This is a genomic window from Alphaproteobacteria bacterium (assembly GCA_039980135.1).
Lineage (GTDB): Bacteria > Pseudomonadota > Alphaproteobacteria > UBA6615 > UBA6615 > UBA8079.
In genome coordinates, this window is record JBDXCV010000006.1 from 206,373 (window position 1) to 222,412 (window position 16,040).

General features: G+C 62.7%; 14 protein-coding genes. 5 read left to right on the forward strand and 9 right to left on the reverse strand.

Annotated features, from left to right (window positions below):
* Positions 1–87 precede the first annotated feature (87 nt).
* Both ABJ363_09175 and ABJ363_09180 read right to left on the reverse strand, forming a co-directional pair.
* Entirely contained in the window at positions 88–1,434 is a 1,347-nt protein-coding gene (locus ABJ363_09175; GenBank protein MEP4379158.1) for an MATE family efflux transporter, read from the reverse strand.
* 39 nt (positions 1,435–1,473) lie between these two features.
* On the reverse strand, positions 1,474–3,297 hold the full coding sequence (locus ABJ363_09180; GenBank protein MEP4379159.1) for a gamma-glutamyltransferase family protein: 1,824 nt from the start codon (positions 3,295–3,297) through the stop codon (positions 1,474–1,476).
* A 106-nt stretch (positions 3,298–3,403) separates the two neighbouring features.
* Between ABJ363_09180 and dgcN the strand changes: the two genes are divergently transcribed.
* From dgcN to ABJ363_09205, 5 genes are all read left to right on the forward strand, one after another.
* Positions 3,404–4,411 (forward strand): N-acetyltransferase DgcN, encoded by a 1,008-nt coding sequence (gene dgcN / locus ABJ363_09185; GenBank protein MEP4379160.1) that lies wholly within the window; start codon positions 3,404–3,406, stop codon positions 4,409–4,411.
* A 4-nt stretch (positions 4,412–4,415) separates the two neighbouring features.
* On the forward strand, positions 4,416–5,396 hold the full coding sequence (dgcA, locus tag ABJ363_09190; GenBank protein ID MEP4379161.1) for an N-acetyl-D-Glu racemase DgcA: 981 nt from the start codon (positions 4,416–4,418) through the stop codon (positions 5,394–5,396).
* Between the two features lie 143 nt (positions 5,397–5,539).
* Positions 5,540–8,836 (forward strand): PAS-domain containing protein, encoded by a 3,297-nt coding sequence (locus ABJ363_09195; GenBank protein ID MEP4379162.1) that lies wholly within the window; start codon positions 5,540–5,542, stop codon positions 8,834–8,836.
* Between the two features lie 17 nt (positions 8,837–8,853).
* A complete protein-coding gene (locus tag ABJ363_09200; protein ID MEP4379163.1) occupies positions 8,854–9,213 on the forward strand; it encodes a response regulator in 360 nt (119 codons plus the stop codon).
* A gap of 120 nt (positions 9,214–9,333) precedes the next feature.
* Positions 9,334–9,750, forward strand: a complete 417-nt coding sequence (locus ABJ363_09205) for a response regulator (GenBank protein MEP4379164.1) — start codon at positions 9,334–9,336, stop codon at positions 9,748–9,750.
* A gap of 9 nt (positions 9,751–9,759) precedes the next feature.
* On the opposite strand, the gene ABJ363_09210 is transcribed toward ABJ363_09205, so the two are convergent.
* The 7 genes from ABJ363_09210 to ABJ363_09240 form a co-directional block, all read right to left on the reverse strand.
* Entirely contained in the window at positions 9,760–10,443 is a 684-nt protein-coding gene (locus ABJ363_09210) for an ABC-type transport auxiliary lipoprotein family protein (GenBank protein MEP4379165.1), read from the reverse strand.
* Entirely contained in the window at positions 10,427–11,425 is a 999-nt protein-coding gene (locus ABJ363_09215) for an MlaD family protein (protein ID MEP4379166.1), read from the reverse strand. The genes ABJ363_09210 and ABJ363_09215 overlap by 17 nt, the downstream gene beginning before the upstream one ends.
* Before the next feature lie 3 nt (positions 11,426–11,428).
* Complete coding sequence (locus tag ABJ363_09220; protein MEP4379167.1) at positions 11,429–12,229, reverse strand: ABC transporter ATP-binding protein; 801 nt, start codon at positions 12,227–12,229, stop codon at positions 11,429–11,431.
* 3 nt (positions 12,230–12,232) lie between these two features.
* Positions 12,233–13,399: an ABC transporter permease gene (locus ABJ363_09225; protein MEP4379168.1), complete on the reverse strand. Its 1,167-nt coding sequence runs from the start codon at positions 13,397–13,399 to the stop codon at positions 12,233–12,235.
* Positions 13,400–13,502: 103 nt separating this feature from the next.
* Positions 13,503–14,180, reverse strand: coding sequence for a transglycosylase SLT domain-containing protein (locus ABJ363_09230; GenBank protein ID MEP4379169.1), 678 nt, complete (start codon positions 14,178–14,180; stop codon positions 13,503–13,505).
* Positions 14,181–14,481: 301 nt separating this feature from the next.
* Positions 14,482–15,015: an N-acetyltransferase family protein gene (locus ABJ363_09235; protein ID MEP4379170.1), complete on the reverse strand. Its 534-nt coding sequence runs from the start codon at positions 15,013–15,015 to the stop codon at positions 14,482–14,484.
* Positions 15,016–15,059: 44 nt separating this feature from the next.
* Positions 15,060–15,944, reverse strand: a complete 885-nt coding sequence (locus tag ABJ363_09240) for an N-formylglutamate amidohydrolase (protein ID MEP4379171.1) — start codon at positions 15,942–15,944, stop codon at positions 15,060–15,062.
* Positions 15,945–16,040: the final 96 nt, after the last annotated feature.

Here is a 16,040-nt window from a genome sequence, read left to right on the forward strand (position 1 = left end):
GGCAAGATGCAGAAAAGCCTCGCTTCGTGTCAACAATCGATCGTCAGGTTTTGATAAAATTTTTGTAACAGTATCAAACGTTTGCCACTATTCCGCCACCATTCGCTCGACCCGCGGATAGAACAGCGCCAGCGTCAGGGCGCGCAGCACCATGAACAGCATGACGGACGCCCATAGGCCGTGATTACCCATGTATGCAGGCAGGGTGAAGATGGCGACCGTGTAGAGCGCCACGGAAACGATCATGGCATTGCGCATTTCGGCTGCACGCGTGGCGCCGATGAAAATGCCATCGAGCTGGTACGACCACACCGACAACAGAGGCGACAATGCCATCCAGGGCAGGAAACCGCCGGCGAATTCGCGCAGGGGTTGGATGTCGGTCAGAAGCGCGAGCAGATGGGCGCCGAAAACGGCATATACGACCGCGTAGGCGATGGCCACACAGCCCGCCATGAATGTCGCCGCCACGACAGTATCACGCAAGAGGCGGCGGTTTCGTGCGCCGACAGCTTCGCCGACGAGCGCAGACGTGGCGTGCGCGAAGCCGTCCAGGCCGTGCGCCAGAAACGACTGGAAGTTCATCAGCAAGGCGTTGGCGGCGAGCACGTTGGTGCCCATCCGCGCGCCGGTCCAGGTCAGGAGGGACCAGGCGAAAATCATCGCGAGGGTGCGGATGAAGATATCGCGGCTGACCCGGAACAGGCTGGTGAGTTCCACGAGATCGAAAATTCGTACCCGGTCCCAGATCCCGTCGATGCGCCGGAGCCGCAATGCGATCAGCACCAGACCCAGGATTGCGCCCGTGTACTGGGCCAGCGCGGTGGCCAGCGCGACCCCCTCGATCCCCCATCCCAGATCGACGACGAACCAGATATCGAGCGCGGCATTCAGGCCGTTGATAACGATCTGAACCAGCAACGCGGCGCGTGCGAACTGCATACCGAGCATCCAGCCCAGAATCGCGTAGTTGGCGAGAGTCGCCGGGGCGCCCCAGATGCGGGTGTCGAAGTAGCTCTGGGCGAGCCGCTCAACATCCGGTGCGGCATCGAGTATGTGCAAAGCGCCCAATCGTAGGGGGTGCTGCAGAACCAGGAGAACAACGGCGGCGACCAGGCCGATCAGGAGTGCGCGCGCGAGCACGGCGCGGACTTCATCGCCGTCGCCGCGCCCGTGCGCCTGGGCGACAAACCCGGTTGTGCCCATACGCAGGAAGCCGAAACCCCAGTAGAGAAACGAGAAGATCATGGCGCCGACCGCGACACCGCCGATAAAGGCCGGGTCGGGCAGGTGGCCCATGACGGCCGTGTCGACCGCGCCGAGCATGGGGACTGTCAGGTTCGAAAGGATCGTCGGCCAGGAGAGTTGCCAGATGCGGCCATAGGGGCCACGGCGCAGACGATCAGACAATCCTGTGGGTGCGGATTCGGTCACCGCAGGCGCATCCGGCCGCCGGTTCGCTTCGCGGGACCGCTACCGGCCAACGGCGTAGGCTTCCTGGAACCGTGGATGCGCAGCCCCCTTCAGGAACCAGCCATGTGCGCCACGTTCGCGACCGACGGCGGTCATCCGGCCGGATGCCCAATCGCCGACCATGGTCACCCGGTGACCGCGTTCGCGCATGGCGGCAATGGTGGCGTCGGCAAAGCGCCCCTCCGCCTTGACCTCCCCGGGCTGGAAAGTGCGGGGGTAGAAGCTCGAGGGCAGGTGATCGGTATGGAAATTGGGCGCGTCGATGGCGGCCTGCAGGTCATATCCGTGATGGATATGGCGCAGGAACATGGTCAGTGCCCACTGGTCCTGAGCGTCGCCGCCCGGGGTGCCGAAAGCGAGCGACGGCGCGCCGTCGCGCATGGCAAGTGTCGGACTGAGCGTGGTGCGTGGGCGGATGCCGGGCTGCAGGGTCGTCGCGAACCCCTGCTGGAGCCAGAACATCTGGGCCCGCGTGCCGAGGCAGAAGCCGAGCGACGGGATCGTCGGCGAGGATTGCAGCCATCCGCCGCTGGGCATGCAGGCGACCATGTTGCCGTCCCGGTCCGCGGTGTCGCAATGCACCGTGTCGCCATTGGAACTGCTGGGCGCGGCGTTGGGTTCTCCCACACCGGCTTGTGCGGCATTGGGTTCGCCCGCGCCCGGTGCCGATGCGGCCGCCGCGTGGGGATCGAAAATCGTGAACTCGGCAAGCGCGGGGTTGCGACCGTCCGGTGCGCCGGGCTGGAACTCCAGCGAGGCTTCGTCGCCCACCATGGCGCGGCGCGTCTCGTTGTACGCGTCCGAGAGCAGCGTCTCGATCGGCACATCGTTGACCACGGGATCGCCGTACCAGGCTTCCCGGTCGGCGAGCGCGAGCTTCGCGCACTCAATCTGGGTGTGCATGAATTCGGGGCCGAGCGGGTCCATGGATTCAATGTCGAAGCCCTTGAGCAGCGCCAGTTGTTGCAGAAACACCGGTCCCTGGCTCCACACACCGGGTTTGCAGACCGTGTGGCCCGCATAGTCATAGGTAGCCGGTTCCTCGACGGTCGCCCGCCAGCGCGCCATGTCGTCGCCGGTCAGCAAGCCGCCATGGGCCTCGCCGGTCGAATCGACCCATTCGGTGGTCCGGCAAAATTCATCGATCTCCTCTGCGATGAAACCCTCGTAGAACACGCGCCGGGCCGCCTCGATCGTATCTTCGCGGTCGCCGCCGGCGGCTTCGGCCTCGTTCAGCAGGCGCTGGTAGGTTGCGCCGACTACCGGCGTGCGATGCATGCTGCCGACCTTCGGCGCTTCGCCGTTGACCAGCCACGTCTCGGCAGACGTGGGCCAGGCGGCACGGAACATCTCCTCGACGCCGCCGATGACCGTATTCATCATCGGAACCACGGCATACCCGTCGCGGGCATACCCGATTGCGGGTTCGAGCACATCGCGCAGGGACAGACGGCCATAGTCGCGCAACATCAGCATCCAGGCGCCGAAGGCGCCGGGCACACAGGGTGCGAGCAGGCCGGTGCCGGGAACCAGGTCCAGGCCGAGATTGCGGTAGGCCTCGATGCTCGCCGCGGCCGGCGATACGCCCTGACCGCAGATCACTTCGACCTTGCCGGTGCGCGCATCGTGCAGCACGATCGGCAAGTCGCCGCCCGGGCCGTTCTGATAGGGATGGACGATCTGCAATGCGAGCCCGGTCGCGACCGCGGCGTCGAACGCGTTTCCGCCGATCTCGAACATGCGCCAACCCGCCATCGAGGCGAGATAATGGGTCGAAGCGACCATACCGTGGGTGCCACGGATTTCGGGTCGTGTGGTAAACATGGGGGATTTCTCCGCACGGGTTAAGGGCGGACAATAACTCTCCGTCAATGCACGCAGCAACTGGGGCGGCGGGATCAACGGACGGACAAGAGAGGAGCGACGGGTTTTGCAGATCGACCACCCCTATCTGATGTTTCTCGGCGATGCCGCCGACCAACTGGCGGCGAAAACCGCGCAGGGCATCGTGCATTGGCGGCGCGACTGGTGTGTCGGCCAGTTGCGCCTCGAAAACTGCAATGCCGATCTCGGCCTGCCCGACATGACCATAGACGCGGCGGCCGCGGCGGGGGTGCGAACGATGGTGATCGGAGTCGCGAACCGGGGTGGCGTGATCGGCGAGCATTGGGTTTCGACCATTCTGCAGGCGATTGAAGCCGGCATGGATGTGGCCTCGGGCCTGCATGCGCGGATTGCCGATATTCCCGATGTCGCTGCGGCGGCGGTCGCAAACGGCGCGCAATTGTTCGATGTGCGCCATCCCAGCCAGACCTTCGATGTGGGAACGGGGGCGCGCCGGCAGGGCAAACGATTGCTGGCGGTCGGGACGGATTGCTCCGTCGGCAAGATGTACACCGCGTTGGCGGTGGATGCAGAGATGCGTCAGCGGGGCATGGATTGCGATTTTCGCGCGACGGGGCAGACGGGCATCTTCATCGCGGGATCGGGCGTCTCGGTCGACGCCGTGGTGTCGGACTTCATTTCGGGTGCGACCGAGTGGCTCGCCCCGGCCAATGCGCCGGGTCATTGGGACCTGGTCGAGGGGCAGGGATCGTTGTTTCATCCCTCCTATGCCGGGGTGACGATGGGGCTGGTGCATGGCGCCCAGCCCGATGCGCTGGTGCTGTGCCATGAACCGACGCGTAGCCATATGCGCGGTCTGCCACATCAGGCGTTGCCCGATATCGGGGTCTGCATTGACGGCCACCTGGCGGCGGCGCGGCTGACCAATCCGGATGCGCAATGTGTCGGGATCGCGGTGAATACGTCGGCGATGGGCGAGGCCGGCGCGCGAGCAGATCTGCTGGCGGGGCTTTCGGACCGGTTTGGGCTCCCGGCACTCGATCCGGTCCGCGATGGCGTGGCGCCGATCGTGGAACGGCTTATTCAGGCCTAGCACGGTGAGCCTTCTGCACGCGCAGATCGAAACCTTCGCATTGCGGCGGCATTTCACGATCTCACGTGGGACCAAGACCGAGACAATCGTGGTGGTTGCCCAGGTATCGGACGGCGCGGCGACCGGGCGCGGCGAGTGCGGGCCAAACGCGCGTTACGGCGAGACGCCGGAGAGTGTCGTGTCGGCAATTCAGTCGATGGCACCTGCGATCAGGGATGGCATGACGCGGGCCGGACTGCAGGCGGCGATGCCTGCGGGCGCGGCGCGCAATGCGATCGATTGCGCGCTTTGGGATTTGGAGGCTCGATCCACGGGCATACCAGCCTGGTTGCGCGCCGGATTGACGGAACCGGAACCGGTGGTCACGGCGTTCACCTTGAGCGCTGACGGGCCGGAGTCGATGTCTCGCGAGGCGGAAACCAATGCCGGCCGCCCGCTGCTGAAACTGAAACTGACCGGTGAGGGCGATCTCGCGCGAGTCCGGGCGGTACGTGCGGCGGCACCGAATGTGCGTCTGATCGTCGATGCCAATGAAGCCTGGAATGTCCCTGTCTACGAGGCGCTCGTGCCGGAATTGAATGCACTGGGCGTAGAGTTGATCGAGCAGCCTTTTCCAGCCGGAGATGACGAGGCGCTGGTTCGGTTGGACCGCCCCGTTCCGGTGTGTGCGGATGAGGCCTTTCACGACCGGACAAGCCTGCCGGAGCTCAAGGACAAGTACGATCTGGTGAACATAAAGCTGGACAAGACCGGGGGACTGACCGAGGCGCTGGCCGTGTGTGCCGCGGCCCGTGCGGATGGTTTCGGGGTGATGGTCGGCTGCATGGTTGGCACCAGCCTCGCAATGGCGCCGGCAATGCTTGTTGCCCAAGGCGCGGCCTATGTGGATCTCGATGGCCCGTTGTTGTTGGCCCGGGACCGTACGCCGGGCCTGTCGATCGATGGCAGTTGCCTCGCACTGCCGCAATCGGGCTTGTGGGGCTGACTTGCCCAAGTCATTGTTCTTCAATAGCTTGTTGCGTGTCGGCGCTCTCGCCCGCACCGCCTGACGAGCAACGTATGTCGGAAATGCAGAACTGGGATTCTCGGAAAGCGAATCCGGATACGGAACATTCGTATCCTGACCGTTTGGCGCATGCGCAGATGGTCGCGCTGACCCGGCAGGCGCGCCTGAGCAATTTCGTTCCGCCGGTTAACAGCATCATTCTGGGGTTTCTGCTTTGGGGTAATGTTCCGACGATTGCGCTGGTTGTCTGGGTCGGCATTGTGTGGGCGACCTCGGCAGTCCGCTGGCAGTTATACCGTCACTATGACACCGCCGTGGCGCGTGGCGCGGGCTATGGGGCCAAGTGGCGCATCATCTGGATCGGTGTTCATTTGGCGGCCGGGATGGCCTGGGGCATCGGTTCGGCGGTGCTGTTTACGCAAGACAGTTTTCTGATCCAGGCCTATCTGGTGATTTTCGTGCTCGGAATGGGCGCGGGCGCGACGGCGAGCTTTGCGCCATTCTTTCCGGCACTCGTCGCCTATCTGGTGCCGCTGACGGTTCCCATCGCGGGTATCCTCGTGATCCAGGAGAACACCGAAAGTACGGTGCTCGGTGTTTCGGGCGTCGTCTTCCTGTTGGCGCTTGTTTTCCTCGGCCGCGCGGCCAATCGGAATTTTTCGGAGAGTTTCCGGCTGGGAGTCGAGAACGAAACGCTGACACGCGGGCTAAAACTGACCCAGGACAGGCTGGAAGGCGCGCTCGACAGCATGTCGGATGCCTTCGGATTGTTCGACGCCAACGACAATCTGATCGAGCACAACAACAAGTTTCGACGGCTGGTGCACGGGGCGGCGGTGGACGAACCGCGATCGATGTCCTATGCGCAGTTTCTTCGTGCGCTCGCGGTGAATGGCCGCGTTGTGGATGCGGACCAGCATCCGGACGAATGGGTCGGGGATATTCAGCGCCTTCGCGGTCTGGGCAGCATGCCCGTTGAAATTGCGATGGTGGATGGAACATGGCTGCAGCTGGATGACGCACCCACCGACGACGGCGGCACCGTGACCACGCTTTCCGATATTTCGGACATGAAGCGCCAACAAGTCGAACTGTCCGACAGCGAGCAACGATTCCGGGATTTTACAAGCGCGGCTTCGGACTGGGTCTGGGAACTGGACTCCGAAACCCGCTTCACCCATGTCAGCGGCAGGTTCTCGGAAGTATCGGGGCGTCTGGGCGATTATTTGATCGGTCACAAAATTGGTGAGAAACCGTCGGAGGGGTCCAAGGAGGAGTGGAGCCGTCTGATCGCCGCGATCGCCGCGCGTCAGCCATTTCGCAACGTCCGGGTGAAACGGCCGCACGGCAACGGCGGGGATTACCATTTCCTGGTCAACGGCCGCCCGATCTTCGGGCCCTCGGGACAATTCCTCGGCTACCGCGGCACCGGCACGGACATCACGGCCATGGTTTTGGCGGAAGACCGGGCGCGTGAGGCGCAATCGCGTCTTTTCGACGCGATCGAATCGATCCCTGCCGGGTTCGTGCTGTTCGATGAGATGGGCCGATTGATCCTCTGGAACTCACGGGCGCCGGAATACTTCCCCGGTGCGAGTTCACGCATCGTCGCCGGCAGTACGTTCGAGCACTTGATGCGCGGATCCGCGGAGAATGGCGCGATTGCCGAGGTCGGCGAACATAGTGAGGCTTGGGTCACCAGCCAGGCGGCCTGGTTCGAGAACCCCCGTGAGCGGCGCGAGATGCGATTTTCGGACGGCCGCCACGTCCAGTTGCTCGGGCGCGGGACGACCGACGGCGGCACCGTGTGTGTGATGACCGACATCACCGATATCCGGTTGGGGCAGGAAGAGCTCGCGGAAAAGACCACGCTGCTGCAGGCCACGCTCGAAGGAATGGGCGAAGGGCTGATCGTGCTCGACGGGCATCTGCGCGCAGTTCTGACGAATACACGCCTCGATCGTCTGGCGGTGTTCGGCGGAGATCAGGATTTGCTCGGCGCGCCATTCCGGGAAATTCTCGGTTCGATTGGCGCCGATATCGAGCACATCGCCGACGCGCCCGGCAATCCGGAGCCGGACAAATCGCTCGATGAACGCCTCGCAGACGGGCTTCCGTTCCAGTTCGAAATCACGCGGACGGGACGCCAGATCATGCTCGTGCGCGCCGACCCGTTGCCGCATGGCGGCTGGGTTTGCGTGTTTACCGACATCACTGCGGAACGACGCGCCGTGGCCGCGCTGGAAGAAAGCGAGGATCGCTATCGCCGACTGATTGAAGCCTCACCGGATATGATCGCAATCCAGGCACAGGGTCGTATTGTCTTCGCGAACGCTGCCGGGGCCCATTTGCTGGGCGCGGCAAGTCCGGCCGAACTTATCGGGCGCCGGGCTCTGGACTTCGTGCATCCGGATAATCATGATTCGGTGCGCGCCTCGAAACCGATGTCGGGATTTCACAGCGATATCGAAATTCACGAATTCCGCGGACGCCGCATTGACGGCACGACGTTCGAAGGTGAGGCAACGGGTATCGAGTTCGCCTATCAGGGGGCACCGGCCGTCCTCGTGATCATCCGAGACATCAGCGACCGCAAGCTTGCCCAGGCGCAGCTCATCCAGACATCAAAATTGGCGCTGCTCGGCGAGATGGCGGCCAGCATGGCCCATGAGCTGAATCAGCCGCTGAACATTATTCGCATGGCGGCGGATGCCAGCTTGATCCTGATGGAAGAGAACAAGGCCGACATGGTGAGCCACCGCGAGGAGTTCGACCGTATTTCGAACCAGAGCGAGCGTATGGCTGACATCATCAACCACATGCGCGTGTTCAGCCGGCAGGAAGACGAAACCGAAGACAGGTTCAATCCGATCGCGTGCGTTGACTCCGCGGCATCAATGGTTCGCGAACAGTATCGCCTCGACGGGGTTGAGGTCCGGACGATCCTGCCCAAAGTGGCCCCCTATGTATTCGGTCAACCGATCCGCCTGGAGCAGGTGGTGCTGAATCTTCTGGCGAACGCACGCGACGCGGTTTTCAGCCAGAAGGACATGCTCGTGGACGGGGCCGGGGACCGTTCGCGTATCGAGGGCGGGGTGATTGAGGTTTCGGCCTTTGTCGCAGGCCTAGACGATGACCCCGCCGGGCGCGCGCGCCCCGAAGAAGTGGTGATCAGCGTTTCCGACAATGGCGGGGGCATATCCGAGGAAAATCTGGAGCAGGTGTTCGAACCCTTCTTCACGACGAAACGTGCCGGAAAGGGCACCGGACTCGGGCTGGCGATCGGTTACAGCATCATCAGCGGAATGGGGGGTACGATTTCCGTGGCCAACGGACCGAAGGGGGCTGTGTTCGAGATCAGGCTGCCGATCGCCCAGCCGGATTCAGGAGTCGCTCATGATACGGCGGCGGACGGCTAGGGCGTGCGGAAAAACTGATGGCGAGCATTCTGGTTGTCGACGATGAGCACGAAGCGACCACGACCTTGTCCAAATTCCTGGAGACGCGCGGTTACACGATAGATACCGCGGCGAACGGGTCGGAGGCGCTCGATCGTGTTCGCGAGACCCACTACGAACTGGTGATGACCGACTTGCGGATGCCGGGCATGGATGGCGCAGATTTCCTGGCGCGGGTGCGCCTGGAGCAACCACAACTTCCGATTGTCGTGATGACGGGGCACACCAACCTTGGTGGCCAGGATGAGATTTGGGCGCGCGCGGGTGTCACGACGGTATTGCAGAAACCGTTGAATCTAAGGGAAGTTTCGGGAATTCTTCGAGAAATGCTGCGGTAGAACGCACCGCGGCTGAATTTTTCTCTCAAATGTGATACATATGTACGCGGCCAATCAGAGTGGATGTGTTAGTTTTCCTGCGGTACAACCGCGTGTGTTCAAGGAAATGAGTGCCAGTCCATGGCAGGAATTGCAGCCACGACCCCATCCGAAGACTCTCGCCAGCCACCGCTGGTGATGATTGTCGACGATGACCGCGAACAGGCCGAGCAGATCGCATCATTCCTGTCGCGGTTCGGGATTTCGGTTGCCCAGGAAGATAATGGTTTTGCCGCGGTCAACACGATGCGCCGGGAAAAACCCGCCGTCGTGATCATGGATGTCCGCATGCCGGGCCTGGACGGGATCAAGGCCGCTCAACTTGCGGCCAATCTCGATTACAAACCGAAGATTATTCTGATGTCGGGTTACGCGGACCAGGTCAAGCGTGCGACCGAAGAGGGTCTCGATGTCTTCGCGGTGGTCGACAAGCCGCTGCCGCTGCGCGTCCTGGTGCGGTTTGTACAGAACGCGCTGAACGATCAGGACGCGACCTAGGCATTCCTGCTAGCCCCGCGCGGCCTGCCCGGTCCTCAACGTCCAGGTTACCAATTCCTTCAACACCTTGCCCAAGGCTTCGTCGAACGCCTCGACGATCTCTTCGAGTGTGTCTGCCTTGGCGGGAATGCGGCGGGTAAACCGCTGCGATGCGATGATGGTCCGCTGGGGCATCTGAACCAGTTTGGCATTGAGGCGCACGTGGGCCGCCGGCGGACCCTCGCCGGTATATTCCGTTTGAAACTCCCGCAGGTCGAGCTTCAGGATGAAGTCCGAGCGCAGACCCAGCGATTCGCGTCCGACGGCCACGATACGATCTGAATTCTCGAACGATTCGACTGCCAGCGTATGCACCATCGCCGGTGCCCGGTCCGTCCAGTTCGCGCGCGCGTAATATTCCAGCTCGACGGCGCGACGTTGAAGCGGAATCCGTGTCGTGCTGAGTCCCGTTGGAGATATAGGCTCTTCGATCACGAGTTGCCAATCAACGGTCGGGAGATCCTCGTCGAATGTGCTTTTGGGAGAAAGTCGGAAAAGGCGCGGCGGCGGGCCCTGGCCCGGCAACAGCTTTCCGACACCGCAACCGGCGAGCGCCGATGTCAGGGACAGGGCACCGACGCCCTGCAGGAATCCGCGACGCGGCGCGTGCCGCAACGAGTGTGCCAGAAATTCCGGGTTATCTTGCTGTTTCATAGCCCTGCTGCTGGTTGCCGAACAGAAAACGGGCGGGATCGCGCTCGACTTGCGTGGTCACGCGGTCAAGCCCGTCGATCAGGGCCCGCGCCTCGGTCAGGAAGCTGGTCAGTTCGTAGAGGCCGTCGCCCGTGAAATCACGCAACGACGGGCGGTTCTCCTCGATCAACGCATTCATTTCGTCGGTCATGGTGGTGATCGAATTCGAGGTGCGCCGCAGGTCCACGATCAAAGCGGCGAGGTCGGGCTGACTGGCCTCCACCGTGCTGGTCACGCTGTTGGCGGCGCTGCCGACGGATGCGAGTGTGGCGTCCGCGCGCGCCGACAAGGCGACCATCGTCCGGCTCGCTTCGCGCAGATTCGTCATCGTACCCGATGCTTCGCTGAGCAGCAGCTCGATATCGCCGGTGCGCGCGGCGAGCGCGCCTGTCAGTGCCGCAGCGTTGGCCAGGGTTTGCGCGAAGGCATCCTGATTGTCCGTATTCAGCAACCTTGCGGCCCGCGCGACGAGGGTTTGCAGGCCTGTCAGCAGTTCCGGCGCGCCTTCGAGAAATTGCTCCAGCGCGGAAGATTGCGAGGCGATCACGGCGTTCTTCTTGCCTGGTCTCGCCTTCAGTGGCGGGGCATCCTGGGTGCCGCCGGACAATTGTATCGAGACCCCGCCCGTGATCCCCTGGAGCTGCATGTTGGCCACGGTATCCGCGCGGACCGGCGTACTGGCAGGCACCTCGATCGTTACCTTCACCCGTTCCACATTGTCAGGGTCAATCCGGATATCGATCACCTCCCCGACAGGAATACCGTTCAACTCGACCGTCGCGCCGGTTTTTAGGCCGCTGACCGATCCGGGAAAATCAATGTCGTAGCGCGTGAACTGCTGGTCGAACTGGAACTTTGCCAGCCACAGAATGAACATGACCGTGCCTGCGACAATCAGGAGCACGAAGCTGCCAACCAGAAGATAGTTTGCGCGGGTTTCCATCGCTCAACGTTGCTCCGCTTCGTTTGGCTGATCCATCGCCGCACGGGCGCGCGGCCCGTGGAAATAGTCTCGCAGCCATGGGTGATCATCTGCCATCAAATTCTGCATTGTGCCGACACGAATCCGTTTGTCGAGGAGGACGGCGATTCGGTCACAGATGGCGTTCAGACTGTCCAGGTCATGTGTGATCATCACGACCGTAAGTCCGAGCGCGTCGCGCAGCTCGCCGATCAATTCGTCAAACCGCGCGGCACCGATAGGGTCCAGACCCGCTGTGGGCTCGTCCAGGAAGAGGATTTCCGGATCGAGTGCCAGCGCACGCGCGAGGCCCGCGCGCTTGCGCATGCCACCGGAGAGTTCCGAGGGATATTTATTGGCTGCATCGAGAGGCAGGCCGACCAGATTGATCTTCACGTCCGCGATTTCACTCCGCAACTCGGGCGACAGGGGCGTGTGTTCGGCCAGGGGTACGGCGATGTTCTGTGCGACCGTGAGGGAGCTGAACAGTGCACCGTCCTGAAACAGAACCCCGACGCGGCGCTGGACGGCGCGTCGTTCCTCGTCGCTCGAGTCTGTGACCTCCTGGCCGAACATCTCGATCTGCCCGTCGGCCGGCGCATTCAGGCCGATAATGGTGCGCAGGAGAACCGATTTGCCGGTGCCCGAGCCGCCCACGATGCCCATAACCTCACCGCGCGCCACATCGAGGTCGAGCCCGTCATGGATAACGTTGGCACCGAACTGGGTGCGCAGGCCGCGGATACGGATCACCGCATCGAGCGTTGGTTCTGGTGCAGCGGTCATCCGCTAGACCCCCAGGATCGCGAACAGAATTGAGAACAACGCATCGAGCACGATCACCAGGAAGATTGCTTCGACAACGGCGCGGGTGGTCATGCGGCCGACGGATTCCGCACTGCCCGACACGCGCATCCCCTCGTAACAGCCCACGAGGCCGATGATGAAACCAAACACCGGCGCCTTGATCAGCCCGATCCAGAATGTCCACAAGGTGACCGCACCGCTCAGTTGCCGGACGAACTGAAAGAATGTCAGGTCGAGGGTGACGGTGGCCATGATCGCGCCGCCGAGCAGGCCCATGAGGTTGGCGTAGAAGGTCAATAGCGGCAGGCAGATGACGAGCGCCCAAAGGCGCGGCAGGACGAGTACCTGCATCGGGTCGAGGCCGATCGTGCGCATGGCGTCGACCTCCTCGCGGACCTTCATCGTCCCGATCTGTGCGGTGAAGGCGCTGCCGGACCGGCCGGCCAGAATGATGGCGGTCAACAGGACACCCATTTCGCGCAATACGCCCTGGGCGACGATATTTACAGTGAATATCTCGGCGCCGAATTTGCTGAGTTGTTCGGCACCCTGAAAGGCCAGCACGATGCCGATCAGGAAGGATATCAATCCGACGATCGGCAACGCGTTCAGACCGGCCTGCTCGATATGGTGGACCAGGGATGTGAAGCGGATGTGGCCAGGGCGGACAATGGAATGGCCAAGCACAATGACGGAATGGCCAAGGAAGTTGATCAGGTCGTGTGCTTCCACGGCCGCGTCCACCGTGGCCCGTCCGACCCGCTCGATCATCGCGATAAAGGCGTTGGTCGGCTCCGGCGGCTCGGGCGTATGGGCGTCGTTGGCACGCACCGTTGCGAGCAGGCGCGCATAGGCCGGGATGGCGGACCGACAATCGACTGCGTTGCCGCGCTCGAGCAGTGCGAGCTCGGTGCGATGGATCAGCCATGCGCCCGCGGTGTCGAGGCTGGTGACGCCGCCGATTTCGATAACAGCGCTTCCTTGTGTGGGCATTTCGAGAACCCGAAGCTTCTGGTCCACGGCGGCGATTTGCTGAGTGATCCACGCGCCATCGAGGTTGAGGACCCAGCCGTCTTCTCCAGTATCGGTGCCGGCGGAGCCGATGGTGAAATTGGCGTCCGTGTATGCGTCGGCGGCGAGCGCGGTCATCGTGCCGTTCCTCAATGGGCCCGTTCCAGAATGGGCAATCCACCATGCCACGGGGCATGTGCGCCGTCCAAGACGGTCCTGACTGGTGGCGAGGGCCGGGGTGCTACCGGGCGGCGGCGAGTTGGGCCGCGCGTTCCGCGCGCCAGCGCGCGCGTTGTGCCAGATGGGCGGCGATCACTGCCTGTCGATGCGCTTCGGCGGAGTTCTGCCGCGCGGCATTCCAGGCACGCGCGACCTTCTGGTGATACGGGCGGTTGAATTTCGTGTTTTTGGAATGGTACCGCCGGATCGCCTCGCCCCAGGACCGATGCGATTCGAAGAGACCGCTCAGGAAGCGAGCCGCATAAGCGGCGTTCGCCGCGGGGTCGAATGCCTGCTGCAGATCAGCAAAGGCATCGGGGTGATGGCGCAAATTGATCTGCATGCAGCCAACATCGATATTCCGGATGCCGCGTGCCTGCAAGGCCCGGACATGGGCGATGGCCTTGGCCTTGGTCGGAAAGAATCGCCCGTCGGGACCATTTGTCACCGTCCATGGCCAGGCAATAACTGCCTCGCGGTCGGCGTCCCATCGCCCGGATTCGGTCTGTGCGATCGCCGTCAGGAGATCGCTGGGAATCTCGCGTTCACGTTCCGCGTGGTCAATCGCCGAAGCGCAAATATCTTTGGATTCCATAGCGTTGACGGGATGTACGGCAATGAAGAGCGACAGCCCGAACAGGCTGGCGGCCATCGTGGATGGCAGGAACTTCAGGCGGGGGATGAGAAATATGTTCGGCATGGCGCCATACACTTCGCAAATGCCGTGCCAGAAGCCGTGTCAGGCACGGCGGCGCGGGTGACATTTGCCGCCATATTGTGCAATGCAAGATTTTCGTGAAATATTATTTCAATACGGTTTATGGACTGAAAAATTATCTTTTAATATCCGGGAGATGCTCTCACATGGGTTGTCTTCGCATCTGCGAGAAGCATATATTGCGTTGCGGCATCGTACTGCGGTGTCGCTGTAAAGCGTTTCCTCCCTATGACTTCGGGCCGTGGTTTCCACGGCCCTTTTTTTTGGGCGCTGCGCCGGTCCGTCATTCCGGGTCGTCGTCGGAACGCCGTGGCGGCGTAGACGCGCCGGGGCCGAGTGCGCGTTGCATGCGTACGCTGTCGACCCAACGCCCGAATTTAAATCCGACGGCCGGCATCGTGCCGATCGTTTCGAACCCAAGATGGGTGTGGAGGCCGATCGAGCTTCTGTTTTCGCTGTCGCCAATGACCGCGATCATCTGCCGATATCCCGCCTCGGTGCAACGCGTGATCACTTCACTCAGCAGGGTCCGGCCGAGCCCGAGACGCAATGCGTCGGGCGCGATGTAGACCGAGTCCTCGACCGTATAACGATACGCTGAACGCTCGCGAAACGGGCTGGCATACGCGTATCCGCCGATCCGGCCTTCACGCTCGGCGACGATGTAGGGCAGGCCTTTTGCCTGAATGCTCGTCATGCGCCGCGCCATCTCGCCGGCGTCGGGTGGCACTTCTTCGAACGAGGCGAGCCCGTTCAGAACATGCGTGGCGTAGATCGCCTGGATGGCCGCCGCGTCGTGCGTGCACGCATCGCGCAGCGTGAAGAAGCCAGCCTGGGCGCGGGCCGTTGTCAAATTCCGTCTCAGGCGGCGAGAGCTGCGGGTTCGAGCGCGGCCAGGCGCGCGGCCAGCAGGCTCATATTCTCGGCGACATTCGCGTGGCCGTCGGTGCGTTCGATGGTCGCCTCGTCCATATAGAGCGCCCGGTTGATCTCGATCTGGAGGGCATGCACACCGGTTTCGGGACGACCATAATTGCGGGTGATGAAGCCGCCCGAATAGGGCGCGTTGCGGACGACGGTATATCCCATCTCGCGCAATGTCTCCTCGACAAGACCCGTCAGGGAGCGGTTGCACGCCCGGCCATGTGCATCGCCGAGGATGAAATCCACCTGGCGGCGGCGTCCGGCGTCATTCTCCATCGGACCGCCGATCGACGGCATCGAATGGCAGTCGATGAGAACACAGGTGCCGAATGCCGTGCGGGTCTGGGTGATAAGGTCTTCCAGCGCCTCGTGGTAGGGCTGGTAGCATCGTTCAATGCGTTCGCAGGCCTCGGCGAAGGAGAGTTTGCACGCGTAGATTTCCGCGCCGGTCGCGACCACGCGGGCAATCGTGCCGAGTCCGGCGGCGACACGTGGTGAGCGTTTGTTGACATATGCCGGGAGCGGCTCGATGAACATGGCCGGATCGAGTTCGTAGGGTTCGCGATTCGGGTCCACAAAGGCGCGTGGGAACAATGCCTTCAATAGCGGCGCGCCGTGATGGGGCGCTTTGGCAAACAATTCGTCGACGAAGGAATCCTCGGAACGCCGGATGGCGTGGGCATCAAGCCTGGACGCCGCAAGAAACGCATCGGGATAGGCCCGTCCGCTATGTGGCGACGAGAAGACCAGCGGTACAAGCTGCTCGGCGGGCGCGAGAATCTCGATCGCGGCGTCGGAATCGTTGATGGTTTCGCGGTCCATAACATGCCTGATGTAGCGAAAAGCGGGCGGACTGTCACCCTTGACACCGTTGCGTGTCTTGACGTGAGCGCCAGGAAATGGCGACGGTCGGCGATT